This window comes from Pseudanabaena sp. BC1403, from assembly GCF_002914585.1.
In the GTDB taxonomy this organism is placed as follows: Bacteria; Cyanobacteriota; Cyanobacteriia; order Pseudanabaenales; family Pseudanabaenaceae; genus Pseudanabaena.
This window is the reverse complement of record NZ_PDDM01000004.1, coordinates 107,525-133,312: the sequence shown is the minus strand read 5'-3', so window position 1 is coordinate 133,312 and position 25,788 is coordinate 107,525. Positions and strand designations below refer to the sequence as shown.

Sequence of the window (25,788 nt, the reverse complement as noted above, 5' to 3'; positions counted from 1 at the left end):
ATTTGAAGCAATGCAATAAGAGGCGATCGCTAAATGATCCAATTTTCTAACCCTAAACCAGAAATATTAATAAAATCCTTTGTGTTATTCGTAACTACCTGATCATGACGCGATCGCGCTACGGCAGCAATCATGGCATCTAGTTCGCCTGTAGGTTTACCAATTTGTCAATGTCTGGCTGGTTGCGCCATGCACCAAATATACGATTTAGTCTTGCTAGTCTTGCGCTTTTATCGCTGGGTTTGTCTACTTCAATTTCTAGTAATACTGTTCCATCAGGAATATTAACTATATCTAAAAGTTGAATCGTTTGTCCTGATTTAATGCCTTGAATTTGTAGTTTCATAGTTTTACAGCACCAGTAACGTATTGCTAGAGTAACAGTTTTGAATTGTTTGGGACAATACCTTTCCAATAACCACGTCATAAGGCGATCGCTATTTGATGGAAGTAAAACCGCGATGATCGCTTTAAATGATGTTAAACAAATGCTTGGTTTATGAGATTGCAGCTAAATCACTATTTGAATAAGTGCAGTAAAGGCGATCGCTTTTTTCTGAAGTATAATGACAACCGAGGTTATAGAGTAAACTTTCATAAATAATCCTATGAGTCAAGCCTTAAAAACATCTCTATTTCAAGAAGCTCTCAATGCCATAGATGCTTTGTCTTTAGACGATCAAGCTGCTTTAATTGACGTGTTGAATAATCGTTTGAAGTTGCGTCAACGGCAGCAAGTTGTTAAAGAAGTTCGAGAGGTTCAGCAGGAGTATCGTGAAGGTAAATTCAAATCTGGTTCTGTTGATGATTTTTTGGCGGAGTTGGATAGTTGAGAAATATTGATTGGACTGCTAAATCTCAGCGAGCTTTTAAACGTCTAATTCGCAAAAGTCCACAACTACGCCCTTTAATTGAAAAGACGTTGCGGCAACTAGCGGAAGATCCTTATCATCCAAGTTTGAGAACTCATAAACTGGTTGGAGATCTCTCAGATATTTGGGCTTGTTCTGTAGACTATAACCATCGCATTTTGTTTGAGTTTGTGCAAAAAGCTGAATCCGATCTGGATGCGATTTTATTGTTAAACATAGGCTCTCATGATGAGGTTTATTAAATTTAGCGATCGCAACTCAAATAACCACATCACAAGGCGATCGCCTAAATCTCAAAATCAAACTGCGATCACATCTCAACAACCATAAAGGCGATCACCTTTCTATGCTCTCGAAGTTGATAGAGGTATTGATTGTTTTCCTTATTTGAAGTCACAATTCATGAATATTTTGAAAAATACAGCTAAATTATTAATTTTTCAAAAAGGTTCTGCTTGATAACTAGTCACTGAAACTACATATTAAAGTCTCCTTACCTTCTAACAAAGCATAAAAATAGAGTTGCAGTACATCGTGCTGCAACTCTATTAACAAGTAAAAGCCTAAAAACTATTTTTTTCAGACTTGATAGTGGGCGTTGACAAGGTATCTTTGCTTGATTCAACAGGAGCAAAATTTTGTTGGCGAATAGGTGTAGTCAAAGCAATTAATGTCAACAAAGCGAAAATGAAACTTTTTGTGTCCATATTATTTAAATTAGATGTGACACAGCAAGAATATGAGGAGGAGCTAGATTGGTTAGAGAAATTGCAAATTTAGCGATAGCGCAATACAATCAAATTTGTACTTAGCTTTCAGAACTGAACGGCACTGGTTTCTAAAGAAGTGATAAATGGTTGTAAGGCTTATCCAGTAAGGATTTATGGTGATTGACTGCAAAACCGTGAAAAGCTTGACCAGAAATACTTTGAGCGACTCATCCCTCTTTAACAGTCCAGTGCCAACTGAACGAGAGTTGTTAAATTGATTAGGCATAAAGCTAATCTTTATTGCGTGGCAACAAAAGTGTGATAACTCCCCATACAAACACTCCAGCACCAACTAATAATTTGATTCCGTCGAAAGAATTGCTGCTAGACGAATATTGATTATTAGACAAGTAGTTATCCTGCTCCTCGGAATTAGACTTAGTCTCTGAATAATTCTCTGCTATATCTCGAATACGTTCACAGTTTTTACAAGTTTGATAACACCATGTTTGACTTGAGTCAACTTCCTCCCAATTTTCATTACAGTCATACTTATGCCCACAGAGTGTCTCACCAAATGAGTATGAATCCTGAGTTAAGTGAAGAATCTCATTTTTTGAAGCAATATATTTCATAAAAAACTTAGAAGATTACATAAAAAGTATACTATTACAAAATGTGTTTAATCTAATCCATTACCTATATCTTAGATTAGGTAAGTTATTGGATAAAAAAGCGGCGCATCGAGCCGCCTTTTTTATCTACATTTTCGCGAGTTCGAGCATTGTCTTGAAGACAATTTAGTAGGGTGCGTTAATGAAATGTAACGCAAATTTTTTTTGAAATGAATAAGCGATCACCACACTCATAAACCTGTCAGAAAGCAAGCGATTTTATCCATGAAATGAATGGGTGATCGCTTGAATGAAATTCGTACATATTTCAATTCAGATCGGAATCGAGATTGAGGCGATCGCGCCTAAACAAATACAGGCTCAGATTTCCGTGCTTCAGCATTTTCTTGATATCTGCCGCGAATCTGCACATACTCATCCTCCAACAGAAAATCTTTCACCTTCTCATAGTCACGCGCCGAATAAACCACCTGATACCCCTCAGTTGGGTCATAAAGTGTATAGCTTCCATCCATATCACCAATCAACATCAAAACATAGGGCAGATCAGAACTAGGATCAATCCACATTTCAATAAATTTCCAACTAGATAACTTCGCTTGGTTTTGTGCGTGGAATGACATGATATTCACCCTTAATAATTTTCATCTCTGCAAAATACAACGGCAATCGAGTCCCTTCTATAGTAAAGATTTCGGTGAATTAGGCGATCGCACCTTACTTTCACAGAGATTAAAGATGCGATCGCATTACATCTCAACGCTTAAGTTCTAAATCTGCTTGCAAAAAATCGATAAACTGCTGCGCAGTACGTCCCGATTGACCATTATGGCGAGTAGCCCATTGCAAGGCGCGAAAATTGAGATCATCATCTAGCAATTCAATACCTGCACGCTTTGCGAGGTGATGCACAATTTTGAGATAGATTTCTTGGTCGGCTTGCAGGAATGTCAGAGTTAAGCCAAAGCGATCGCTTAGAGATAACTTTTCCTGCATTGTGTCCCAAGGATTGACCTCTTTACCATCACTAAGATCTCTCAGGCTAGGGCGATCGCTAAAATATTCACGCAATAAATGACGACGATTGGAAGTTGCATAAACCAAAAGATTATTGGGTTGTGCAGAAAGATTTCCTTCCAGAACTACCTTGAGAGCCTTATAGTCTTCGCTCTCTTCCTCAAAGGACAAGTCATCGACAAAAATGATAAATTTCTGTGGAACTTGACGCAGAATCTCGGCAATAATGGGCAGATCTTTAAGATCATTTTTAGCAACTTCGACTAGACGTAAACCGCGATCGCGATAAGCATACATCAATGACTTAACCATCGAAGACTTGCCCGTGCCGCGACTGCCATAGAGCAAGGTATGCAACCCATGATAGCCAGCTAAAAAAGCTTCTGTATTCTTGTACAGAGTCTGTCTTTGTGACTCGTAGCCGATTAGATCGGATAGCTGAACCAAATCAGGATAGGCAATCCCCTCAAGATGACCTTTGCACCAACGGAATGCATCGTAATCAGTAAATATCCCTGTGCCTGAATGTTTGTAATAATTGGCTAACTCTGGCAGGAGTTGCGTCCAGTCATCGGTGGATTGAAATTTGAGAATCAGCGATCGCTTAACTTCCGAAAGTCTCGATATATTACTTTCTGACAATTGCAAGGTCACAGGGCGATCGCCAAAAGATTCTATACAATCAACTAGCTTATCTCCGCCCCAAAGACTTATCTCTTCTAGGACTTGGAGATCATGCTTGGCGGCAGCGACCAATGATTGAGATAACAACTTAAATTCTGTGGTTTGAGCTTGCTGACTAAAGGGATTGTCAGAAGTCAAAATTTGCGAAATCAGATAGTCTCGCCAGTTGTAGCCTGTTGATGCGATCGCGCGGAACCATCTTCCATAGGCAAATAAATAGCTAAGTCTCCGTGAGCTATTCTCATGACCATCTAAAGCGAAGTTGGCAAGGCTATGCAATAACTTTACATAGGCTTCCCATGCTTCTTGCTCCAAAACATTTTGGTAAAGCAATAATGAGGCGATTCTCACTTGCTTTGTATAAATCGATTGCCGCGTCTCTTCAAGCATATCTACATCAAGTTAATTTCGCGAGGAATGCACTTCACAAATAAGCAAAGAACTCTTCCCATGTTATCCCTTGTTGGAGATAGTTAGGCTGATTTGGCTTATAGGGTGCGGCGAGGCGATCGATGCTCAATATTTCGGCGCGATCGCTAATCACTGGCACATCGGGATCAAAGGCTGTTGATCGCATCAAGGAGCTTGAAAAGCCTTTAAAAATCATTACTTCATCAAGTTCATCATCAATTTTTAGCTTGACCAGTAAAACTTCTTGAGGATGGTTACTACTATATATTTCTAATTGTTGACCTTGATTTGCAGGCATAATACAAATGATTTTTATTTAATGATTTTTATTTTAAGTTTAGGTTAGGCGGTGCAGATTTCTAGAATATATTAGGAACTCAGCCTGTAGTGATACTGTCAACAAAATAAAGTAATTTCAAAGTTTTTAGCATATGTGGAAACCTCTATCTCCCAAGTTTGTGATCCATGCTTTACCGATCGCCATTCTGACCTTACCTTTAGTAAGCTTTTCAGCGATCGCTCAAAACACTTTTGGACTTACTGGAGAGGATGGCAATCGCGGTCGAGATGGGCGCAATGGCAGAGATGGTCAAGACATCAAAATTGTTGGTGATGGGAAACCTGCTGCTTATAATCTCACGGGGACAATAGGTGAAGATGCTGAAGATGGAATTGCAGGGCGATCGGCTAGTAGTTGTGAGCAGCCTCGTCGGCCTCAATTCTCTCTAATAGGTGCATCTGGTGGTAGTGGGGGCATCGGCGGTAATGGCGGTAATGGTGGACGTGGGGGCAATGCCACTATTTTTTACACTGATATTGCAGCGCTCCAGATGCTCGAAATCCGTAACAATGGCGGAAAGGGTGGGCGTAATGGACGCGGCGCTCTCGGCGGCAAGGGTTGTGACTGCCAAGAAACTTCTTGGACAATTACAACCTGTACTACAGAAATTGAGCGCAGATCGGCAAAAGATGCCAATGCTGATTGGCAACATTATTCTAGCCATTCGAGAGTTTGCTCCACATCAGGCGGCGAATTCATAAGTGATGTCGTGGGAAATATTTTGCAAAATACTTTTTCATCTTCAAAAACTCCTAGTGATGATGGTAATTGGGTCTATCGCAGTAGAAAGGAACAATCCAGTAGCGCTTCTTATTCTTGTCAAAGTGGTCGCGATGGACTGACAAGTAACAACGGTCTTGAAGGAAAAACTGGCACCTATGGAAAAATTACGCTTGTACCACGTTTAGATATCCCTGCGGAAATTACAAGCGATCGCACCGCCCTAGGAGTAGCGATCGGCAAAAAAGTGGGACTCATCAAAAACATTTGGGTTGAGAGAAGTGGCTTGACACGCATACTCCGTGCTAGCTCTGATGTGCCAGATACATACACCTATCTCAAAGATACGGCACGGCTTTTTTATCGATTTGATTGGGCGGCAAAAGAAACTCCTGCGGCTTTAGGAGTTGATCGAGTCGAAATTGGGGCAAAGGTAAATGTCCTCAATGAGAATGCAGAGCTTGAATACCAACTACCAGGAACATTGGAATATCAAGTTATTCCTGAGAATAATCTTCAAGTGGTAAAGATTACAGGCGGATTTAATCCAGATCGTGTTAGTTCTTTCCAATTGCAAAAAATCTCAGGTGTTGGCACTGACAATCAATTAATACTTAGCGATCGCGGGAATGTACGCGAATTGCTCAAAGAGACACAAATCGAAGTGGAATGTTTTAGTAAGCAATCGGCAACTGGTGTAGTCGCTGGCGATTATGTTAAACGGCGCAAAGTTACTTTCAAAATTCCACCAAAACTAGAGCCTAATGAGGGAGCGAAAGTTAATGGCAATAGTTACACTTTGCCTGTTGGTCGTTATTGCTCACCTTGGCTAAAAGCTGATTACAATGCAGCCTATGGAATTGTGATCAATCAAACCACCAAGAGCGGTGCAAAATATAACCAAAGTATCGACTCTGCTTTTGTCGTTGGGAAAAACTAATGGTTGTTGGTGCAGGAATTATATAGCAATAACCCCAAAAGATGAGTAGCGGCGCGAAGCGCCGCTACTCATCTTTTGGGGTTTGATTAGTCCTAGCTATCTCTTACGTTGCTATAGATTCGATTGATAGTTTGAACGATTTAACATTGCCTATAGCACTGTTAATCTTAAGTTGAGTATTTTTAATGCCCCTTCTATGAGATTCTGGTATCAATACAGACTATGCACAATCTGCAAAAATGCTTATGAGTTCGATTCGTGTTGTCCTGATTGAAGACCATGACCTGACCCGTATGGGCATGAAGATCGCCTTGCAACAGCAGGGAGAGCTCGTGTTTGTTGGCGAAGCTGCCACGGGCGCAGAGGGTGTGTCTCTGGTAAATAGCCAACATCCAGATGTAGCGATCGTTGATTTGGGCTTGCCTGATATGGATGGCGTAGAAGTAACTCGCCAAATCAAGGCAGCGGCTACTGATGCAGGACGTGCCACTAAAGTTTTAATTTTGACGCTGACCGATAGCCAAGAAACCGTATTAGCCGCTTTTGCCGCTGGAGCAGATTCCTACTGCATCAAAGATATTAGCTCCGAAAATCTAGTGCAAGCGCTGAAGCTAACTGCCGAGGGCAACTCATGGATCGATCCTGCGATCGCAAGTATTGTCTTGCAGCAGGTACGTCGCCGTGAAGCAACCGTAGAAATTGATGCTGCTGAGGCAGACTACAAGCAAGTCCTTGCCGCTACGCCATTAACTGAGCGTGAGCTAGAAGTGCTATCTGAGATTGTCAATGGCAATAGCAATGCCGAGATTGCTGAGCGCCTTTACATCACAGTGGGCACTGTCAAAACCCATGTACGCAATATTTTGAACAAGCTATGCGCTGATGATCGCACTCAAGCCGCCGTCCGTGCTCTCAGAGCAGGACTAGTTAAATAAAAGATAAGGCGGCGCGATGCGCCGCCTTATCTTTTATTTATAAAAATTTATCTTAATTAAACCATTCAGGTTTTATATATGGATGTATAGATTTCAAGGTGCATCCATGATCTTCTCGCTTTTGAGTGGTGTTGCCAGAGTATTAAATTTCGTTTCGGCTAAGTTAACAGACTTAGCCAATTTAATATCAAGGCGATCGCAGTCAAGCAAATACCCGCTGTTGCCTCAGAATGATCCCGCAACTACTCAGCGTCAAGCATCTCTAAATCAATCTAGGCAACTCTATCAATATAACTACACCTATATTGAGTCATTGCCAATGGTAGAGAAGGTTCCCAAGAATGAGAGATTTTCTCTATCTTGGGGATTATTAGTTGGGAAGGTAGTGGTCAAAGTTTTGTTAAATGATCGAGCTAATCCTTCGGCATTCATTGACAAAGAGAAATCTAAAGCACAACAACTAGACTTCTCAAAACGTTTGCTTGAAGCTAGCATGTCTCAGTCTGAAAATGCATTAATAGAACTATTGTCCGAATTGCCAACAATTCTTGAAGATGAGCCAATTGATTTAGAAGGGTCAAACATTCAAGAATACAACAATCTTTTTTGGATTATTCCTCTACCTGCAATCAGTCAAAATTTTAAGAGCAATTCAGAATTTGCAAGGTTACGCGTTGCTGGCTTTAATCCTCTAGTGATTCAAAAGGTTAAGGCTTTGGATGCCAAATTCCCCTTGACTGAGGCGCAATTCCAGAAGGTTTTGGCTGGTGATTCTTTAGCTGCGGCAGGAGCAGAAGGGCGTTTGTATTTGGCTGATTATGTAGAACTAACCGCGATCGCAGGCGGCACTTTCCCTAAATCAGAACAGAAATATATCAACGCACCTTTAGCTCTATTTGCGATTCCTAAAGGGAAAAAGAGCCTGACTCCGATCGCCATTCAACTAGGACAAGATCCGAATACTAATCCCATCTTTGTCTGTCAAGCTGGTGATGAGCCAAACTGGATGCTAGCAAAAACTGTTGTCCAAATTGCCGATGCTAATTACCATGAACTAATTAGTCATTTGGGTAGAACTCATCTATTTATCGAGCCTTTTGCGATCGCTACTAATCGCCAACTCGCCAGTAATCATCCTCTATATGTTTTACTAAAGCCACATTTTCAAGGGACTTTAGCGATTAATGATGCGGCTCAGTCAGGACTGATTAATGCAGGTGGAACCATTGATAGTCTATTAGCAGGCACGATTACTTCGTCTCGCGCACTTTCAGTTCAGGGTGTAAAAACCTATAACTTTGATGAGGCGATATTGCCTGTAGCTTTGAAGAAGAGAGGAGTTGATGATCCAAACCTATTGCCAGACTATCCCTATCGCGATGATGCTTTGTTAGTTTGGGATGCTATTTCAACTTGGGTTAAAAGCTATCTATCGATCTATTACTTCAATGACAATGATGTGATTAGAGATTCGGAACTGCAAGCTTGGGCACAGGAAATCATTTCTGACAATGGTGGTCGCGTAACTAGTTTCGGACAGAGTGGACAGATTCGCACTTTTGATTATTTAGTCAATGCTGTAACTCTACTAATCTTTACTGGTAGTGCTCAACATGCGGCGGTGAACTTCCCCCAAGGCGACTTGATGGTTTATGCTCCCGCATTTCCTCTAGCTGGCTATACCCCTGCACCAACTTCAACCACAGGTGCAAGCGAGGCAGATTTCTTTGCAATGTTGCCTCCTATCGATCAGGCTAAGAGCCAATTGACGATGACTTATATTCTTGGTTCGGTCTATTACACGACCTTGGGTGAGTATGGGCCTAGTTATTTCAATGACGATCGCATTAAGCAGCCCCTACTCGATTTCCAAGATCAGTTAAAGGCGATCGAGTCAACAATCAAGTCTCGTAATGAAAAACGAGTTACGGACTATAACTATTTGAGACCATCACGGATTCCTCAAAGTATTAATATCTAAAATCTGAACCAGAATAAATTTTTTGAAAGTTTTATTCTGGTTCAGATTTTAGTAAAAAGCGTTGTAGCAACGTGATATATACCTAAAACTAATAGGCTTCAATGATAGAAAAGCTCAGCAAAAAACGCTATTCCACAAACCTGTTTGATATCACGCAGGATATTATTGGTGCACTGCCACTGAAATTGGTTGAGCAATGGTTGAGCAGCGAACAAACCTATGAGGATGCGTTACAAATACTTAAGAGTCACAAAGTCCAAGGATATAGTGTATCTTCTGACTCAGTTGGACTAACTAAGCTGACTCAGCAAAAGGGATTATTAGAGATTCTGGCTATCATCAACCAGCCGAAAAAGATTTTACATGGCTATGGGAAAGCGATCGGAGGAGAAAGTGTAGGGATTTGGGCAGCGGACAATACACAAATGTTCTATCCAGATTCCCTTAGTGCATCTACCCTTGTTTCCACACTCCTAACGATCCAAGATGCGATCGCTAACAGTTGTCAAATCAAAATTGGGATTGGGGCTCATTATGGTAATTTCTATTCGATTAGTGGTGGTTTGTATGGAGCAGAAGCAGATGAGATCGAAGAAATTGCTGAGAATCATACCTGTGGTGGAGAGATCTTAATCAGTCAAGCCATATGCGATCGCCTGCCAGCAAATCACAACTTCACTATTGAGAAACGTGATGATTTAGTAACTGAAATTGGCAATATTTATCGAGTATTGGATGGCGAGAGATTATCAGGATTACAGCCAAACGATCAACGTTATCCAATCCCCTATTCTGAAGATTTTTATGCCGATTTATTGGAATATGAAATTCGACTAACCGACCAAGATTTTGCTCATGCATTGGTAGATAAGTATATTCAAAACAAAGTAGTAGTAATGATCGAGAGTAAAAATGAATTAGTGGAAGCCCATGAAGTTTCCATGTTTAATCAACTCTCATTCTCAGCATTAATGAAAGATATTGGCTTGCGACTGCTAAACGCAACATCTGGCACGGAAATTAAAGTGGTTAGCTCGTTAGGAATTTACGCTTTTGATGATGCGATCGCGGCGGTAAAATTTGCCCAAACATTTCGCCAAGAGTTCGCAGCACAAGATATCACTTGTCGGATAGGAATTGATCGAGGCGAAGTTCTTATTTTTAATCTACCATTTGGCACTAGAGATATAGCGGGAAACCCTGTTAATGTAGCTTCCAAGATGGCTCAAGACAAAGGCAAATTTGGCAAACTATATTTGAGTACATCGATGCGTGCTCTAGTAGATGTGAGTGGATTTAAAGAAATTAAGTACAGTATTTCTGGAGTAGAGCTAACTTCCTATGAAGGGTAATTCAACCAAAATCTTCTGTAAGACGATGCTTAGTATAAATGGCAATGCTGCTAATACAAAGCAAAGGTGTCAACCAATCACCCCACAGTACATATAGAGTTTTTGTGTCTCTTAAATAAACTGTTTCCATATGTGTTTCATAAGTATTCACGTCTGACAGCCAAATTGTGCGCCCATTAGGGTCAACAAAGCCAGAATAGCCAGTATTAGTAGCTCTAACTGCCCAGCGATCGCTTTCAATTGCTCTTGCCACATCTTGAGCATGGTGTTGCGCCGACATATAGGAAGCAAAGTGGGAATTGTTTGAAGCAGATAAAATTAACCTACCACCTGCGGCGGTTTGAAAACGGAAAGTGGCGGGATATGCCGACTCATAGCAAATGCCGACAATGAAACGTCCCCACGGCGTATCAACGAGTTGTTCGCTCGATCCTGCATCGACTTCGCCTCTAAGCGGCGATAAGCGTTTAATCAGACTTCCTAATATTGGCTTAAAGGGAATATATTCTCCCACTGGGACAAGCCGCACTTTGTCATATTGACCGAGAATCTTATCTGAGCCATCAATCAAAAATAGACTATTAGTATAATTATTTGGATCTTCGGCATTGGGATTGCGAGTTGTGCCGAAACCTCCCAGCCAGACAGGAACGCGATATTTCTTCACAGCAAGATCAAACGGCTCGCGACGGGCATCATAATTTGGATAGAGAAAAGAAATCGCAGTTTCAGGCGTAACGATCATCTCAGCCCCTGACTGAGCCAGCTTTTCATAGCCTTTAGTGTAGTTATTAACTGCGATCTCCCATCCTCTCGGTTTGACCGTGAGCGCATTAGGGAAATTCCCCTGAATGATTCCTGCTTTGATCGCTTGCCTATTGCTACTTGCCATGCGATCGCCTTGCATTTCCCACAAACCATAACCCGCGATCGCAATTAGCAAAGAAATCGCCGCGATCGCATAGCGTCGTCTTTCAGCCCAAGTTCTATGTAAAAGAATTTCGGCAAATAATCCATTAATAGCCACAATTGCCGCAGTCATAGTCTGCTGCCCAGAGATACGGCTAATTTGTAGCAATAGCAAATCATGGGGACTCTGGGTAAACCCTAGCGCCGTCCAATAAAGTGGTCCCCAACTCCACACGGTTTCTAGTCCGCTAAACATCGCACAAGCAATAACTACCCGACTAGTTACATTGAGCTTCTGCGTGAACAATGACATTCCCGCAGCCCATAAGCCTGACAATACCGCACCCCAGCTCGTAATCAACAACCAAACCAATGTGGCAATCCAAAAACTTGTCCACCAAGGCACGCCCATCCATTCCATCGGATGCACCGTCGTAATCCAAAATAACGCCATACCGTGATAGCAAAATCCCCACATCGCCCCCATTGCGATCGCCTCTTTGACTTTCAGCTTTTGAGCCAGCATCCAAAGTGGGATTAGGGCGATCCATGCTAGCCACCATTGACTAAATGGGTCAGGTGTGAGTCCCATCAGTACCCCACCTAGAGCGGCAAACAGGAGATTTTGCAAATTTCGCATAGAAACGCCAAATAATCTTTGTACTGTAATTCTACAATTTTCTCATTTATTCCTGAATAGCAGTCTGCTACAATGCGATCGCATTTATTAAAGCAATAAAAAATCCTCAGAAGATCAAGAGTAACTTTACATGACTGATCCTAAATCCGACCTACTAGATAAAATACGTCAACAGTTTGACAGTAGCCCATATCCTAGAATCCCTCTTGAAAAGTCGCCGAAAGACAATCCTAATGAGCTATATATTCACAATTTAGTAACTTCTTTCTACTTAAGAGATCAAAAAGTTATAGATACTAAAGGGAAAGTGATTCTAGATGCAGGATGTGGCTCAGGATATAAATCTCTAGTTCTAGCAGAAGCAAACCCAGGAGCAAAAATAGTTGGAGTAGATATATCCGCCGAGTCAATTAAGTTAGCAGAACAACGTTTAGAACATAATGAGTTTGACAATGTAGAATTTATTGTCGCATCACTCGAAGAATTACCATCTTTAGGCTATCAATTTGATTATATAAATTGCGATGAATTGCTATATCTTTTTCCTGAACCTGCGACTGCCCTAAAGTCTATGCAATCAGTCTTAAAACCTGATGGCATCATTCGCAGCAATTTACATAGTTCCATTCAGCGAACTAGCTTTTTTCGCGCTCAAAAAATGTTTGGAATGATGGGATTGTTGGATGGAAATCCAGAAGATCTAGAGATCGAGATTGTTGTTGAGACGATGCAAGCTTTACAAGATAATGTTTTGCTAAAATCTCAAACTTGGAATCCTAAATACTCGGCACAAGAAAGTAAACAAGATATTCTGATGAATCACCTATTCCAAGGGGATAAGGGTTATACGATCGCCGATCTATTTACTTCGCTGAAGTTAGCTGATCTAGAATTTATCAGTATGGTGAATTGGCGCGAATGGGATTTTAGAGATTTATTTAAAGAAGCAAATAATTTACCTGTCTTTTTGGAGATGAGTTTACCAGATTTATCGATTGAAGATCGGTTGCAAATGTATGAATTACTCCATCCAATTCATCGGTTATTAGATTTTTGGTGTGGTCATCCTCAACAAATTCAAACCTTTGTTCCTTTTAGTGAATGGAGTGATACCGATTGGCAGACAGCGAAAGTCTGTCTACATCCTCAATTAAATACTTCCAATTTTAAAAAGGATCTAGTTACTTGTATTACTGATTGTGGGATTTTTAGTCTTAATCAGTATCTATCAACTCATATGCAAGTTGTCACGATTGATAGCTCAATGGCTACTTGCCTGTTGCCTCTATTGGATGCACCACAGACCATGATCTCTTTGGTTGAGCGTTGGAAAAAGTTTAGACCTGTAGATCCTGTAACTTTGCAGCCTATAGATCAGCAGAAAGCTTTTCAGTTAGTCCAAAATACAGTACAGTCCCTAGAAAGCTTGGACTACCTCATGCTAGAACTTCAAGCTCACTAAATATTTATCTTATATTTTTTTACAAAGGATTTAGTCATGAAATTAGCCTCTGATCCTAGCGATCTCTATCTTGAATATATTTTCAGACACTATCCTGATCTTGATGCCAACATTTTGTCATCAGTTGAAGAGATTTTCAAAAATACTAACTGGGATAGTCCTGAGACTTCTCTGGATTGGAATAACTTAGCTGTTATCGATTTAATTGAAGCAGAGCAATCGGAAGATGTAGAGGAAAGAGCTAGCCTACTTCAGACTGCAATGCAGAAGTTAGAAAGAGGGTTTAGCCTCAATCAAAGTCCACATTGTGCTGCTCACTATGTAATTATTCAAAGTATGTTGGCAGAAAATGACAAGGCAATCCAGCTAGCTCTAAATACTGCCATTAATGTATTGCAACCTATTTATACATCTTCTCAAAGCATTGCCATAGGGTTAGTTTATTTACCTACATCTGCTAGAGAGTCTCTAGAGTTTGAATTGATTCTCAATGCCAATAATGGTTATGATCAAATCTTAATGTTGCTAGCGGAAGCTTTAAAGCGATCGCAGTTTGTATTTTACAACGCCTCTGGAATTCGATTCTTGCGCTTGGCTAATCAGCTTTTTGCAGATAGTCCCACTGTACACTTAATGCTGGGCATTGCCGAATTGATGAGTCGTCAGGTTGAAGGAATTATCCATTTACACCATGCTAGACGACTGGCTCCAGATTATGCTCCAATCTTACAAGCACTTCATCTGGGCTATCGCAGTATTGGTGATTTAAATACCGCTAAGTATTGGCTAGAAGCAGCGCATGACATTTGTTTACAGCAAAATAGCGATGCGGCGGCATGGCAATGGACTAAGCTCCCTGTGGACAGTGAGATCGCCTATGTTGCTTTTGATGAAGATTTAGTCTTAGCGGTAGAGCCAAACTTTCGCAGCATTGTCACCAGTGTTTTAGTTGCTCAAGGTGACTGGTTTGAGCAGGAAATTGAGTTTTGGCGCAATGGGATTCAGGCAGGAATGACGGTGATTGATGTCGGGGCAAATGCTGGGGTATATACATTCAGCTCGGCTCGAAGGGTCGGCTCAACGGGTTTAGTCTTGGCTGTAGAACCATTTTCTCAGTGTGTAGCGTACCTCAGTGAAACTTGCCGAGTTAATCAGCTAGATTGGGTAAAGGTCTGTGCAGGAGCCGCAAGCGATCGCATTGGCACTGCGAAATTATCACTTAGTTCTGCGAGTGAGCTTAATGAACTAATTTCTGAAGAGGAAGGACGCACTAGAGATGCCAGTAGCTTTGAAGAAGTTGAGTGTTTTACCTTGGATAGTCTTATTGAGCAATATGGCGTGAGTCGAGTTGATTTTCTCAAGATTGATGCTGAGGGACATGAACTACAAGTTCTGAGAGGGTGCGATCACATTCTCACTGAGTTTGCACCGATCATCCTCTATGAAAATATTGCGGGACATCAAGGCAGTAACTTACCTGTCGCAGATTATTTGAGAAGCATCGGTTATAAACTGTTTCGGTATCAGCCATATTTACAGAAGCTAATTCCTGTTGATGTAAATGCTGACTTTCAGGGTAGCCTGAATATCATCGCTTTACCTCAGAAAAGCATTGTGCAATAAGCGGAATGAAAACTGACAAACTTTTTTATCGAATCTTTCTATCTCAACCTGATTTAATCTCAGAGTTAGTGCCTGATATTCCTGCAAACTGCGAATTTGACTACAGTGCGCCAGTAGTTAAAGAGACGGAACTTCGACTAGATGGATTGCTCACTCCGATTTCTGATGATCTGAGCTTGCCATTGGTATTTTTAGAAGCGCAAATGCAAAGTGACGCTGACTTTTATAGTCGGTTCTTTGCAGGAATATTTCTTTACTTACGACAGTATAAAGTTACTAGACCTTGGCGCGGATTAGTAATCTTGCGCCGCCGTAGTCAAGATTTAGGTACTGAGTCACCTTATCAGATTTTGCTAGATACTTGGGTGCATCGACTCTACTTAGAAGATCTAATTGATGAGGTAGATTTAAGTCCAAATTTATCTTTGCTGCGGCTTTTGGTTGTTTCAGAGCAAGAAACACCTGACTCAGCTCAGGCGGTATTGAGAAATAGCAATACTCCAGCAGAGTTTCGGATGCGCCTGGACTTGGTAGAGGCTATACCAATAAATAAATTTCCACAATTGAGTATCGAAGAGGTAAGACTGATGCTAAATCTTAAAGAAGCGGATGTAACTCAAACACGTTTTTACCAAGAAGTTTTCCAAATTGGTCAGCAGAGCGGGGGGGAAATTGGTCGAAAAATTGGTCGCCAAGAAGAAGAAATTGAAATAGTGCTACGTCTTCTTAACCGACGTTGTGGGAAACTCTCGATCACACAACAAGAAAAAGTGCGATCGCTACCAATTACTGACATCGAGAATCTTGCTGAGGCTTTGCTAGATTTTAAGGGCATGGCTGATTTGGAGATTTGGTTAGATGGCATGGCTACAGTCGAAATAAATCTGCGATCGCAATCTTGATCTCGTCATCAAATAAATTGCGATCGCACCGTTAATTTAGTTAGCCAACAATAAATTCAACAAATAATCAACCAAAAAATCAGGCTGAGACTCTGAAATCTGCAATCTACTCATTGGCATGAATTCTTTGAATATTGGTTCAATCAAAGGACTAGATGCAAAAATAAAGCCGTCGCAAGAAGTGGTTTCATAATCAAAATCGGAAGATATTTCAACTCTATAATCGAAATTTTTGAGCTGATTGATTACCTCAAGATGCAATTGTTGGGAATGAGTTGAAACAAAGAGATAATCGATGGTTTTACTCTCTAAAGATTTGACGCAATCATTGAGCATTTCTACTTCATAGCCTTGCACATCAGAATGAAGAATAGTAACTTTCTCGATACCTTTTTCTGCTAAATATTGATCAACACTAAAATGATTATGTCCAACAAAAGCCTGAATAAATTCGCCAGTGAATCCATTTAGCTCGAAATTATGCTTTCCTGCATTCAGATTTTGTAATTCTGGTTCTACTAGATGTACATTAGCATCGGGATGAGCCAACTTTAGCCACATAGAATAATGCCCCCAGTAAGCACCGAGTTCAAGCATGAGGGGCGAAGTCGGAAGATGTTTTAGTACTTCTTGGAAGACAAACTCTTCAAGCGGTTCATGAACGCCGCGATTTATGACAAGAATTGAACTAAAGTCTCCATAATAGGCATGAGGACCCATGACTGGAACCATTAATCCATTATGAAGATAAACATAACCGCATTCCACAAAGCCAGCGCGAGGGTCTCTCTGAATAACAAGGTTCAGTGGATCTGAGACGACCTCTCTAAATCTCCCTAAAAAATCACTACTATCAGCCTTTAGTTGCATTTGTATTGCCTCTGTCAAAATTAAAAGCTCCTGTTGTAGTTTATATACTATTCATTATTAATGGCTTTTGCCATCAGTAACAACTCGGATAAATCTTATTTTAGGTTGCACAAGACTGCGTATAAATTTCCCACATTTGTTCATAAGCAGATTCCATATCTCTAGTAAACTGCTCAGCATTCCACAGTTACTACAATCATTAAATAGATTAAATTCAGCTACTCTAGTACAGCCTTCAAATCCAACTTCTGCTAAATACAAGCACAAGATGTCGAAATCAAAGCCGACTTTGTGAACATCAAACTGATTTATCTGTCCACCAAACATAATTCGCATGAGGTGCATTCGCGCCATTACATCGGGTGCGACCTTCATTTGGCACCTTCTCAAATCATCAAAATCTTTGCCCAGTAAAGCTTTCATCGAATTGACTCAAAGGTTATTCCCTGAGTTAGGGGAATTCAGGATCTATGCGTAGCAAGGGGTTATCAAGTGGAGGTCGCACCCATTACATCAATGTCAGGTCGGGAATAGAGCCAACTTAAAATCCTTAGATCAGGGACACTAATCATAAGTTGCCCACCTTTTTTGAGGACTCTATGCCACTCCGCTAGTGTAAATATCATTTCATTATGAAGAGAATGATAGAAATGTTCTAGAACGTGGCTAGCATAAATCGCATCAATTGACTCATCTTCAAACTGACTTAAGTCTCCAGCATCGCCAACATAATCTACTTCTGGACGACTTTCAACGTCAAAAATTTTCCAGTCAGGATGAGCTTCTTGTCCACCAATATGTAATTTCACTGATTTTTTCTAAATGCATAAAGATCTTAGTAAGTTATAACGCAAAGAGAGTCTCCGAAACTATTTGAGCAGGAAGTAAAAAGATAGTTTACTGAAGTTACTGGCAATGCTAGAATTGCCACAGTAATAATCTGACGAGTCAATACAGCAATGTTGCATTTTCTTTGGTGTGATTACCACATGAGCGAAGAAAGCTATAAACATTATGAATCCTCTAGTCTAGAGATCGCTAAGTGGGGAGAATACTATCTAAGCCAAAAAATTGCTTTTCATCAGTCAAGTTGGCTAGCAGGAAGAGTAACCACGTCCCCAGACGATATACTAATTGGACAACCTACATGGGATAGTCGAACCCCTATAGATAAATCTAAAAATGGAAAGGTTTTGCGTAACTGGGTTAAGGACAACGCTCTAAGTTCTTCTGACGATTGCCATCCCAACACTTACCTATTTACACCTTGGGTACCAGAGTTCCCATCCGTGTGGCTGGAAAATATGCCATATATCGAATCTCAACTTCTGGCTGGGCGAAAGATATTTGCACTATGTGGAGACATTTGGATTAAGCGTACGTTAGAGAAAAATGACAACTCTATTCAGTCTAAGGTTAAAGATAAACTGATACATTGCAATATGGGACTTGCAGCCCAAAATTTACCTGTGGTTAAAAAGAGATTTAATTTAATTGGCGAACGTCAACTCTTACATATTAGTAACTTAGATGTTTACAAAGGATTTGATCTCACATGCCAAACGTTACAAAATATTGACGCTATTCTTCATGTAGCCAGTTACAACATTGACAGTCCTATCGGATTATTGGAAATAGACTCAAATCCGAAATATGTTTTCAACTTTATAGGTAGTGTAGATAATAGTGATCCTGAATTTAACGATTGGGTTGTAGAAAATTGTGATTTTTATATTCATACAGCTAGGATGGATGCCCAATCTACAACAATTCTAGAAAACTGCGCTAGAGGATTAATTCCACTTATAACGCCTGAGAGTGGATTCTCCAGTCCATATGCAATTTATTTGACTCAAGATCCTGTAGAAAACCAGAAAATTGTGGAATGGGCGTTAAATCTACCCGAATCAGAATTGTTATTCCGTAGCGAGAAACTAAGAGAGCAGATATTTAGAGAACATAATTGGGAAGGGATTTTTAACAAGATATGGGATGAAATAATCATGGATATCAATCAGAGGAAACTTAATGAATCTACCTAACCCCAAAGCAGACCAGCATATATATCTCGAGCGTTCGGAATTGCTAGAGATTGAGCAAAAGATCCGTGTACAAAGACATGTTGAAAGATATGCTTTGTTACGTCAGTTTGCAAAGGGCGTAGTATGTGATGCTGCTTGTGGTTGTGGCTATGGTAGCTACTTACTTTCTACAAATCCTGATGTTAAATCCACAATTGGCGTTGATTCTAATTCGGACATTATTGATTTCGCATCAAAAGAATATGAAAGTGAAAAAGTTAAGTTCTACCAAGCAGATATTTCAGAATGGGTATCACCAAAGAAAATCGACATGCTAATTTCTGTAGAGACAATTGAGCATATTGCTGACAAATACACATTATCAAAATTTTGCGATCGCAATGGCATCGATCATGCGATCCTAACGTATCCATCAAAAAAGACTACTCATTATAACCCATATCATTTATATGATTTTAAGTTGCAGGACATTTTAGATGTTTTTAGTGGATTTACATGTTATCGCCACTTCAATTGGGAGTACGAATTCGATGTGGTTTTCTTAATTAGAAATCCATACACGCATTGATGGGGCTAAAGATGCAGTAGGCAATAAAGGTAAACACAAGGTACATTATTTTCCAAAATGAAATACTCTCTTCTCTTCCCACATTTGTTCATAAGCTGATTCCATATCTCTAGTAAACTGCTCAGCATTCCACAAAGGCGAAGTTTTACGAGATTCTTTTAATTTCCAAAATACTTGCTTTCTCAAATCTTCATCAGTACCTAGTCGAATACCCCAATCTATATACTCTTGATCATTCCAAGCAATTCCCTCTACAACTCCTGCATTCATCATCATGGTATAGCTATTACGCGCAGCAAATTGTTCTCCAACTTTGGTAACTAGAGGAATACACATCCATAGAGCTTCCATAGTAGTAGTTGCGCCATTGTATGGATAGGTATCTAAAATTACGTCAGCAATTCCCAGATTTGCTCGATGCTCGGCTTCTCCGCCAACCATTGGTAAAAAACGGAGTTGATCGCTATTAACCCCTTCTTCTGTTGCTATTTTTTTAAAAAAGCTTTGGATACTTTCTTGATCTGAAAGTCCTTTGATTAGTAAAAAGCTATTAGGTACTGATTTAATAATCTGCATTTGAAGTCTTACCGTATCAGGATGTCTTTTATATCCTGATTGGGCTGAGAGATAAATAATCGAATCTTCAGGGATATCAATTTGATCACGGTGGAGAGTTGGGAACAAAACTTCAAATCCATCTACTGCGATATAAGTACTAGGTAATCGCCAGATTTTTTCAGAGTAATAATCTTGAGCATTTTCTGGTAACACATACGGATCGGCAATGAAGTAATCTATGGCAGGTATGCCAGATGCATCTAACCCCAACCAAGTTACTTGTATAGGCGCAGGTTTCATTACCATGACTTCACAGGTAATATCTAGGGTAATGCTGTCGAGATCAACTAGTATATCAATCTCATCATCATGGATCTTTTGAGCTATTTCTATAGCGTCATACCCTAGTTGATAGTATTTATCAGAATTTTGAGCAATCGCCTCTTTGACGGAATCAGTTACATTAGATTTCTCTAAAATAAAATAAGTGTGAATAGCAAATTTTTCGTGATCATGGTGTTGGAATATCCATCTAGATAGCCATCCTACAGAATTTTTGCCAAGGCAATGAGATAAGTATCCAATTTTGAGTTTATTGCCAGATTTAATTGATCGTGATTTACTTACTTCATGTTTCTTATACAGTCTCAAATTGTTCTGACAGATTTTAGTTAATTCATTTTGAAGTAGTCGATTATTTACTGGATCATCTTGAATATATGCTAGGAAAAATGTAGAGCAAAATAGTCGATTTGTCGCTACAGGATCAATAGCAATGGGGTTCTGCTTTATTACTGATCGCAGTAATGATATTTGTTGATCGCTAGTAGAAAATATTTCGTCCCACTGGCTACCTGCGGTCATGAGGGAATGCAAAATTAAATGGTTTGCAAAGATACGATCAGGTAAATCCTCAGCTAACGACAAATATTTTTTAGCTACATCAATACAATTGTCATATTGCAATGTGAAGCGATAGAAACGAGCGAGATCTCTTAGTAAGTTTATGTTCTCGGACTCTAACTCGATACTTGCCTTTAATATTTGTATGGCAAAGTCATATTTATTTAACTTATGTCCAAACTCTGTAGCAAAGAGCCTCAAAAACTCTGTAAAGTCATCTGTATAGGGGCTATCCTCTTCTAGAGTTACCCACCAAGCCATCTGGGCTTCTTCTATATTCCCTTGGAACAAATAACATAAGCTCAAATACCAATAGTTAGACTTGGTATCAGGTTCGGAAGCGATCGCAGTTTCGTAGAGACTAGCCGCTTCGGCATATTTGCCTTCTGTTAAATAATTAAAAGCTATTTCTGTCATTATTTTCTCTGCAAGTAGATATTCCACATTTCTGTATAAGCTTTTTCCATCTCTTTCGCAAACTGTCTACCATTCCAAAGAGATGAAGTTTTACGAGATTCTCTCAGCTTCCATGATACTTCTCGTCTCAAATTTGGTTCTGAGCCAAATCTTATACCCCACTTAATATACTCTTCATCACTCCAAGCAATACCTTCAGTAATTCCAGCATTCATCATCATGGCATAACTATTTCGTGCTACAAATTGTTCTCCTACTCTTGTGACCAATGGAATCCCCATCCATAAGGTTTCCATTGTGGTTGTAGCTCCATTGTATGGATAAGTATCCAGAACTATATCAGCGATCGCCATATTAGCTCTGTGTTCTTGTTCCGACCTAACCGACGGTAAAAATCTGAGGCGATCAGAGTTTACCCCTTCTAACTCCGCCATCTCATAAAAATACTCTTGCATGGTCTTTTCATCAGCAATTCCCTTAATTAAGAAGTAACTATTTGGTACTTGCTTAATAATTTGCATTTGTGATCGCACTGTATCGGGGTGACGTTTATAACTTTTTTGAGAACTAAAATAAACAATAGCATCACCAGAAATATCTAAGTCACTGCGGCGTAGAGTAGCGACTGAAGTCTCAAAACCATCAACAGCTATATATGTTTGTGGCAATCTCCAAATCTTCTCTGAGTAGTATTCTTGAGCATTTTCTGGTAATACATAAGGATCGGCAATAAAGTAATCAATTGCAGGTATCCCAGAAGCGTCCCAACCTAACCAAGTAGCTTGTAAAGGAGCCGGTTTAAGGGCTACTATATTGCAACAAGCCCCAGAAGTAGAACTTTCTAGATCAATTAATATATCAATCTCATCGTTGTAAATTTGTTCCGCAACTTTTAATTCATTCCCCCAGCCTTTATAGGCTGTATCCATCTGGCTAATGTACCATTCTTGTAGAAAATCTTTATTATCTTGATATTCTGGAAAATAACCATAAATTTCAAAGTCGTTGTGATTATGATATTGAAATAAGGATCGAGCTAGCCATCCAATAGAGTGTTTTCTTAAATTAGTAGAAAGGTAGGCAATTTTTAGTTTCTTGCCTTTTTGCTTAACTAGATCATGTTTATATGTTTGGGTCGGATTAGAGTGTTGAATATTAGCCTGAAATAGACTTAGAACTTGATTTTGAATAGGGCGAGTGATTCGAGGCGTATCAGTAAAATAGGGATTATAAAAAAATGACAGACAGAGATATGAGCGGGTAATTATAGGAATATCAATAGGATTTTGGTCAACTAGTTCTGTTAGTAAGTATTGATAGTCAGCAAAAGCTTTTTGAGCCTCTTGCCAATAACCACCTGCACTCATTAATGCTCCTAAAAGTAGGTGGGTCGCCACAATCTTTTCTGTAAGATTTTTAGCGATTGACACAATACCACGAGCAATTTTTATACTTTTGTCATAGCAACTGTTGTTGATATAAAGCTGGACAGCACAGCCTAATACTGCAATACTATTAGGACTAATCTGTAAGCACATATCAATTATTTTCATTGATGTTTCTAATTTTTTAGCTTTTGGTGCTACATAGAGCAACATATTAATGCAACCTTCTTTGTCTTCAGCATAAGGCAGCAGAGAAGACACAAAATCTAAAGACTTTTCCTCATCTAGAGGTGAATATAGAATATTCTGTATTAGCTGAAATAAAGAACTAGAATTGACAGTGCCAAATCGATTTAAATCTAATAAGTTGAGTTCTTGTAAAACTTCTAAAGTAAATATTTTAAGTTGTAAATATAGATAAACAATCTGAACTAAGTTATCAAAATTTTGTGGTGATATGTGAGCTATCTGCCGACGAATTTTTAGTGCGATATCATGTTTTTGAATCTGTTCTTGCTCTAAGGCTTCTTGGATTAAAATTTCGCAAAGTTCTTGAATTGATAAATCATCATGGAGAACACCCTCTAAGCGCGAGCTCCATATAGTTTTAGCTAAGTCCTCATTTCCATTAAAAAAATAAGCTAACCCCAAATACCAGTAGTTGATATTAGAACTTGGATCTACAATGATCCCCTGTTCACAAAGTTGAATGATTTGGGCGTAGCTATTATTTCGTAAAGATTTTTGCCACTCTGCTCTCATAGAAATGTACGCCAAAGATAAAATTGATAAAGTAAATAAATTAAAAATACCCTCATCTTTGTTTCGCTGAGAACAGTGAATATCAAAGATAAGGGTATAAGTTTTAGCCCAAAATACTAGTTGATTGGAGCGAAGTTCGTACCGCCAGTTGTAGGAGCACCAGCACATACAGGAACAGCATTTGTAGAAAAGGTTGGGGCGTTAGCAATAACCGCACTTCCAGCGTTACCACCATTTACAGGCGCAAGCTGAGCTTCACAAAGTATGGCTAGGGTAGTAGCTTCATTAGTACCTGCTGGTGTTGCGATGTTAACACCGCCAACATAAGCTTTGATAGCACCAGCAGCATTACCAGTTACGGTGTCAGGGTTAGTACCTCCACCAGCCGTTACAGCGTTAAAAGGAGCGCCAAAATTAGCAACACTTTGGTTAGTACCAGTTGCAGTTTTTGCACCAGCTAGAGCCACACCGTAACCGTAGTTTTCAGTTTTGTTTGCAATACCAACTGCCAATGTGGTGAGGTTAGGGGCAAACTGTTGTTTTTCCAAATAGTAAGATTGCTGAGAACGATTCATGGAACCTACATAGGTTTTGGCTTCAGACTGACGAGCTTTGGAAGCTTGGTTGAGGAAAGAAGGAAGCGCGATCGCAGCCAAGATACCGATGATGATGATAACTACGAGTAATTCGATCAGGGTGAAGCCCTTTTCGCCATTCTTCTTGTTGAGGATGTGTTGAATGAGCTTAGTCTTGAATTCAGATTTCATAATTCTTTATTCCCGTGTATGTCGAGTTAGTTAACTAGTTGGGTTGTGAAAGTAACTTACCCACAAAAAAACAAGATGCTATCACTCAAAGAAAAAATATTTTTTGATTGCTAAAAACAAAAGCCAAATCAGCACTTTGTGCTGACTTAGCTTTTGTTTTTAAGTTTTTATTCGGCTGGCGAAAAGGTGGGCGGACATACCATAGTTTGTGAAGTGGCATTAAGCGATCCAGGAGGGATAGCAATATTAAGATCATTGGCAATACAAAAAACGGTGTCTATTCTGACGACCCCAGGTATCCCCACAACGCCAACAAAAGCCTTTAAGGTTGTGGATGATGGCGTTGCAGCATTGGTTATAATTTGATCTAACTGGAATGGGGTAGTATTGCCATTAATATCACCCTTAATCACTGAATAAGTAAAATTTGATGTCGATGTATTTATCCCCAAGTTCAGCTTGCCTATATCATCAGCAAATATTCTTTTTTCCAGATAATAGGCTTGTTGCAGCCGACTCATCGTGCCGATGTAAGTCTTAGCTTCTGCAAAGCGTGCCTTGTTGGCTTGGTTAAGAAATGAAGGGAGCGAGATCGCAGCTAGCAAACCAATAATAACGATCACAACTAACAACTCAATTAATGTAAAGCCCTGCCCTTCTGAGTCTTGAGGTTTACTAAAACGGCGATCGCGAAGCCATAAACCAACGATAAATTCTAAATTCCTGAAGTCCACTGTCCCATACCTATGACTAACTTGTATCCTTTTCCCTTAGATCAAGTTACCCAGTTTCCAGAGATTTACAGCGCTTCAAAATATTCCAAAATATTAAGGATTCTAGTTTCTAGATCGATCACATCTCGCGCATTACAAAATACATTAGCTTTGAGACGCGAATCACTACATAGCCCAATCACTAAAACATTAATATGCTCAATATATGCAGCATTTAGAGCTGCTTTGCCATCTTCATAGACAAGTGGGATGCCTGGTTGAATGATGGCAAGATTTTGAAAAAATTGATTGGTACTAGCAAAGCAGCGATCTATATATTGACTGAGCAAATCAAAGTCAACCTCGGTTTTGCCTTGGATATCTCCGAGGGTATAAGCGATCATGTCAATCGGAGTACGATCGCTAACAAATGGTACTGCTGAATTTTGCCAAACCTGCTCGGCAGCATCTAGAACATGATTCTGCACAAATAGCCTGGTCTTAAAATCCATCGGTTCGGCAGGGTCTAAACCCAAATCCGCAAAAACTTGACTAGTGGTAGTGCGGACAAAGGGGATATTTAGATGGGATGCGATCGCGATCGCCAAAGTCGTTTTGCCAGTGCGATGTGCGCCACATAAGCCCAAATTACTATTAGGTTTAAACATCG

The 25,788-nt window shown here is 39.8% G+C and carries 26 protein-coding genes and 1 pseudogene; 11 read left to right on the top strand and 16 right to left on the bottom strand.

The annotated features are described in order from the left end of the window. Window positions 1-29: 29 nt before the first annotated feature. A pseudogene (locus CQ839_RS25955) lies at window positions 30-167 on the bottom strand (type II toxin-antitoxin system VapC family toxin); the annotation flags it as partial. Next, a complete protein-coding gene (locus tag CQ839_RS05555) occupies window positions 140-346 on the bottom strand; it encodes a hypothetical protein (RefSeq protein WP_103667284.1) in 207 nt (68 codons plus the stop codon). The pseudogene CQ839_RS25955 and the gene CQ839_RS05555, both read right to left, overlap by 28 nt. A 262-nt stretch (window positions 347-608) precedes the next feature. On the opposite strand from CQ839_RS05555, the gene CQ839_RS05550 reads away from it, so the two are divergent. After that, a complete protein-coding gene (locus tag CQ839_RS05550; protein WP_103667283.1) occupies window positions 609-833 on the top strand; it encodes a hypothetical protein in 225 nt (74 codons plus the stop codon). Continuing rightward, window positions 830-1,114 (top strand): type II toxin-antitoxin system mRNA interferase toxin, RelE/StbE family, encoded by a 285-nt coding sequence (locus tag CQ839_RS05545; protein WP_103667282.1) that lies wholly within the window; start codon window positions 830-832, stop codon window positions 1,112-1,114. Before CQ839_RS05550 ends, CQ839_RS05545 begins: the two co-directional genes overlap by 4 nt. A gap of 758 nt (window positions 1,115-1,872) precedes the next feature. On the opposite strand, the gene CQ839_RS05540 is transcribed toward CQ839_RS05545, so the two are convergent. The 5 genes from CQ839_RS05540 to CQ839_RS05525 form a co-directional block, all read right to left on the bottom strand. Then, window positions 1,873-2,217: a hypothetical protein gene (locus tag CQ839_RS05540; RefSeq protein WP_103667281.1), complete on the bottom strand. Its 345-nt coding sequence runs from the start codon at window positions 2,215-2,217 to the stop codon at window positions 1,873-1,875. A gap of 344 nt (window positions 2,218-2,561) precedes the next feature. Further along, the gene (locus tag CQ839_RS05535; RefSeq protein ID WP_374937732.1) at window positions 2,562-2,786 is read right to left on the bottom strand and encodes a hypothetical protein; all 225 of its coding nucleotides are present in this window, start codon (window positions 2,784-2,786) and stop codon (window positions 2,562-2,564) included. Between the two features lie 16 nt (window positions 2,787-2,802). Continuing rightward, a complete protein-coding gene (locus tag CQ839_RS25950; RefSeq protein ID WP_374937731.1) occupies window positions 2,803-2,865 on the bottom strand; it encodes a hypothetical protein in 63 nt (20 codons plus the stop codon). A gap of 108 nt (window positions 2,866-2,973) precedes the next feature. Beyond that, entirely contained in the window at window positions 2,974-4,308 is a 1,335-nt protein-coding gene (locus CQ839_RS05530) for an ATP-binding protein (RefSeq protein WP_103667279.1), read from the bottom strand. A gap of 34 nt (window positions 4,309-4,342) precedes the next feature. Continuing rightward, the gene (locus tag CQ839_RS05525; protein ID WP_103667278.1) at window positions 4,343-4,627 is read right to left on the bottom strand and encodes a hypothetical protein; all 285 of its coding nucleotides are present in this window, start codon (window positions 4,625-4,627) and stop codon (window positions 4,343-4,345) included. Between the two features lie 133 nt (window positions 4,628-4,760). Between CQ839_RS05525 and CQ839_RS05520 the strand changes: the two genes are divergently transcribed. From CQ839_RS05520 to CQ839_RS05505, 4 genes are all read left to right on the top strand, one after another. Then, complete coding sequence (locus CQ839_RS05520) at window positions 4,761-6,329, top strand: hypothetical protein (protein ID WP_103667277.1); 1,569 nt, start codon at window positions 4,761-4,763, stop codon at window positions 6,327-6,329. A gap of 245 nt (window positions 6,330-6,574) precedes the next feature. Beyond that, window positions 6,575-7,264 carry a response regulator transcription factor gene (locus CQ839_RS05515; protein WP_103667276.1) on the top strand — a complete coding sequence of 230 codons (690 nt, stop codon included), beginning with the start codon at window positions 6,575-6,577 and terminating at the stop codon, window positions 7,262-7,264. 82 nt (window positions 7,265-7,346) lie between these two features. After that, a complete protein-coding gene (locus CQ839_RS05510) occupies window positions 7,347-9,245 on the top strand; it encodes a lipoxygenase family protein (RefSeq protein WP_219817727.1) in 1,899 nt (632 codons plus the stop codon). A gap of 101 nt (window positions 9,246-9,346) precedes the next feature. Beyond that, entirely contained in the window at window positions 9,347-10,597 is a 1,251-nt protein-coding gene (locus CQ839_RS05505; protein ID WP_103667275.1) for a family 3 adenylate cyclase, read from the top strand. Window position 10,598: 1 nt separating this feature from the next. On the opposite strand, the gene lnt is transcribed toward CQ839_RS05505, so the two are convergent. Beyond that, window positions 10,599-12,146, bottom strand: a complete 1,548-nt coding sequence (gene lnt / locus CQ839_RS05500) for an apolipoprotein N-acyltransferase (protein WP_103667274.1) — start codon at window positions 12,144-12,146, stop codon at window positions 10,599-10,601. 130 nt (window positions 12,147-12,276) lie between these two features. On the opposite strand from lnt, the gene CQ839_RS05495 reads away from it, so the two are divergent. From CQ839_RS05495 to CQ839_RS05485, 3 genes are read left to right on the top strand one after another with little or no spacing between them, the layout of a single operon-like run. After that, window positions 12,277-13,608, top strand: a complete 1,332-nt coding sequence (locus CQ839_RS05495) for a class I SAM-dependent methyltransferase (RefSeq protein ID WP_103667273.1) — start codon at window positions 12,277-12,279, stop codon at window positions 13,606-13,608. Window positions 13,609-13,644: 36 nt separating this feature from the next. Next, window positions 13,645-15,231 carry an FkbM family methyltransferase gene (locus tag CQ839_RS05490; protein WP_103667272.1) on the top strand — a complete coding sequence of 529 codons (1,587 nt, stop codon included), beginning with the start codon at window positions 13,645-13,647 and terminating at the stop codon, window positions 15,229-15,231. 5 nt (window positions 15,232-15,236) lie between these two features. Next, window positions 15,237-16,133, top strand: coding sequence for a DUF2887 domain-containing protein (locus tag CQ839_RS05485; protein ID WP_103667271.1), 897 nt, complete (start codon window positions 15,237-15,239; stop codon window positions 16,131-16,133). A 36-nt stretch (window positions 16,134-16,169) separates the two neighbouring features. On the opposite strand, the gene CQ839_RS05480 is transcribed toward CQ839_RS05485, so the two are convergent. The 3 genes from CQ839_RS05480 to CQ839_RS05470 all read right to left on the bottom strand — a co-directional run bounded on the left by CQ839_RS05480 (window position 16,170) and on the right by CQ839_RS05470 (window position 17,812). Beyond that, entirely contained in the window at window positions 16,170-17,003 is an 834-nt protein-coding gene (locus CQ839_RS05480; RefSeq protein ID WP_103667270.1) for an FkbM family methyltransferase, read from the bottom strand. Window positions 17,004-17,060: 57 nt separating this feature from the next. Next, window positions 17,061-17,378 (bottom strand): hypothetical protein, encoded by a 318-nt coding sequence (locus tag CQ839_RS25060; protein WP_181016116.1) that lies wholly within the window; start codon window positions 17,376-17,378, stop codon window positions 17,061-17,063. A 113-nt stretch (window positions 17,379-17,491) separates the two neighbouring features. Next, window positions 17,492-17,812, bottom strand: coding sequence for a methyltransferase domain-containing protein (locus CQ839_RS05470; RefSeq protein ID WP_103667269.1), 321 nt, complete (start codon window positions 17,810-17,812; stop codon window positions 17,492-17,494). Window positions 17,813-17,992: 180 nt separating this feature from the next. On the opposite strand from CQ839_RS05470, the gene CQ839_RS05465 reads away from it, so the two are divergent. Next, window positions 17,993-19,045, top strand: a complete 1,053-nt coding sequence (locus tag CQ839_RS05465; RefSeq protein WP_219817726.1) for a glycosyltransferase family 1 protein — start codon at window positions 17,993-17,995, stop codon at window positions 19,043-19,045. After that, window positions 19,032-19,613 (top strand): bifunctional 2-polyprenyl-6-hydroxyphenol methylase/3-demethylubiquinol 3-O-methyltransferase UbiG, encoded by a 582-nt coding sequence (locus tag CQ839_RS05460; RefSeq protein WP_103667267.1) that lies wholly within the window; start codon window positions 19,032-19,034, stop codon window positions 19,611-19,613. Before CQ839_RS05465 ends, CQ839_RS05460 begins: the two co-directional genes overlap by 14 nt. A 45-nt stretch (window positions 19,614-19,658) precedes the next feature. Here the strand turns inward: CQ839_RS05460 and CQ839_RS05455 are convergent, their stop codons facing one another. From CQ839_RS05455 to CQ839_RS05435, 5 genes are all read right to left on the bottom strand, one after another. Then, complete coding sequence (locus CQ839_RS05455) at window positions 19,659-21,491, bottom strand: tetratricopeptide repeat protein (RefSeq protein ID WP_103667266.1); 1,833 nt, start codon at window positions 21,489-21,491, stop codon at window positions 19,659-19,661. Next, the gene (locus CQ839_RS05450; protein WP_103667265.1) at window positions 21,491-23,638 is read right to left on the bottom strand and encodes an O-linked N-acetylglucosamine transferase, SPINDLY family protein; all 2,148 of its coding nucleotides are present in this window, start codon (window positions 23,636-23,638) and stop codon (window positions 21,491-21,493) included. Before CQ839_RS05450 ends, CQ839_RS05455 begins: the two co-directional genes overlap by 1 nt. Before the next feature lie 116 nt (window positions 23,639-23,754). Next, window positions 23,755-24,405 (bottom strand): type IV pilin-like G/H family protein, encoded by a 651-nt coding sequence (locus tag CQ839_RS05445; RefSeq protein WP_103667264.1) that lies wholly within the window; start codon window positions 24,403-24,405, stop codon window positions 23,755-23,757. Window positions 24,406-24,572: 167 nt separating this feature from the next. Beyond that, window positions 24,573-25,139, bottom strand: coding sequence for a type IV pilin-like G/H family protein (locus tag CQ839_RS05440; protein WP_308455510.1), 567 nt, complete (start codon window positions 25,137-25,139; stop codon window positions 24,573-24,575). A 65-nt stretch (window positions 25,140-25,204) separates the two neighbouring features. Continuing rightward, a complete protein-coding gene (locus CQ839_RS05435; RefSeq protein WP_103667263.1) occupies window positions 25,205-25,786 on the bottom strand; it encodes an AAA family ATPase in 582 nt (193 codons plus the stop codon). Window positions 25,787-25,788 lie beyond the last annotated feature (2 nt).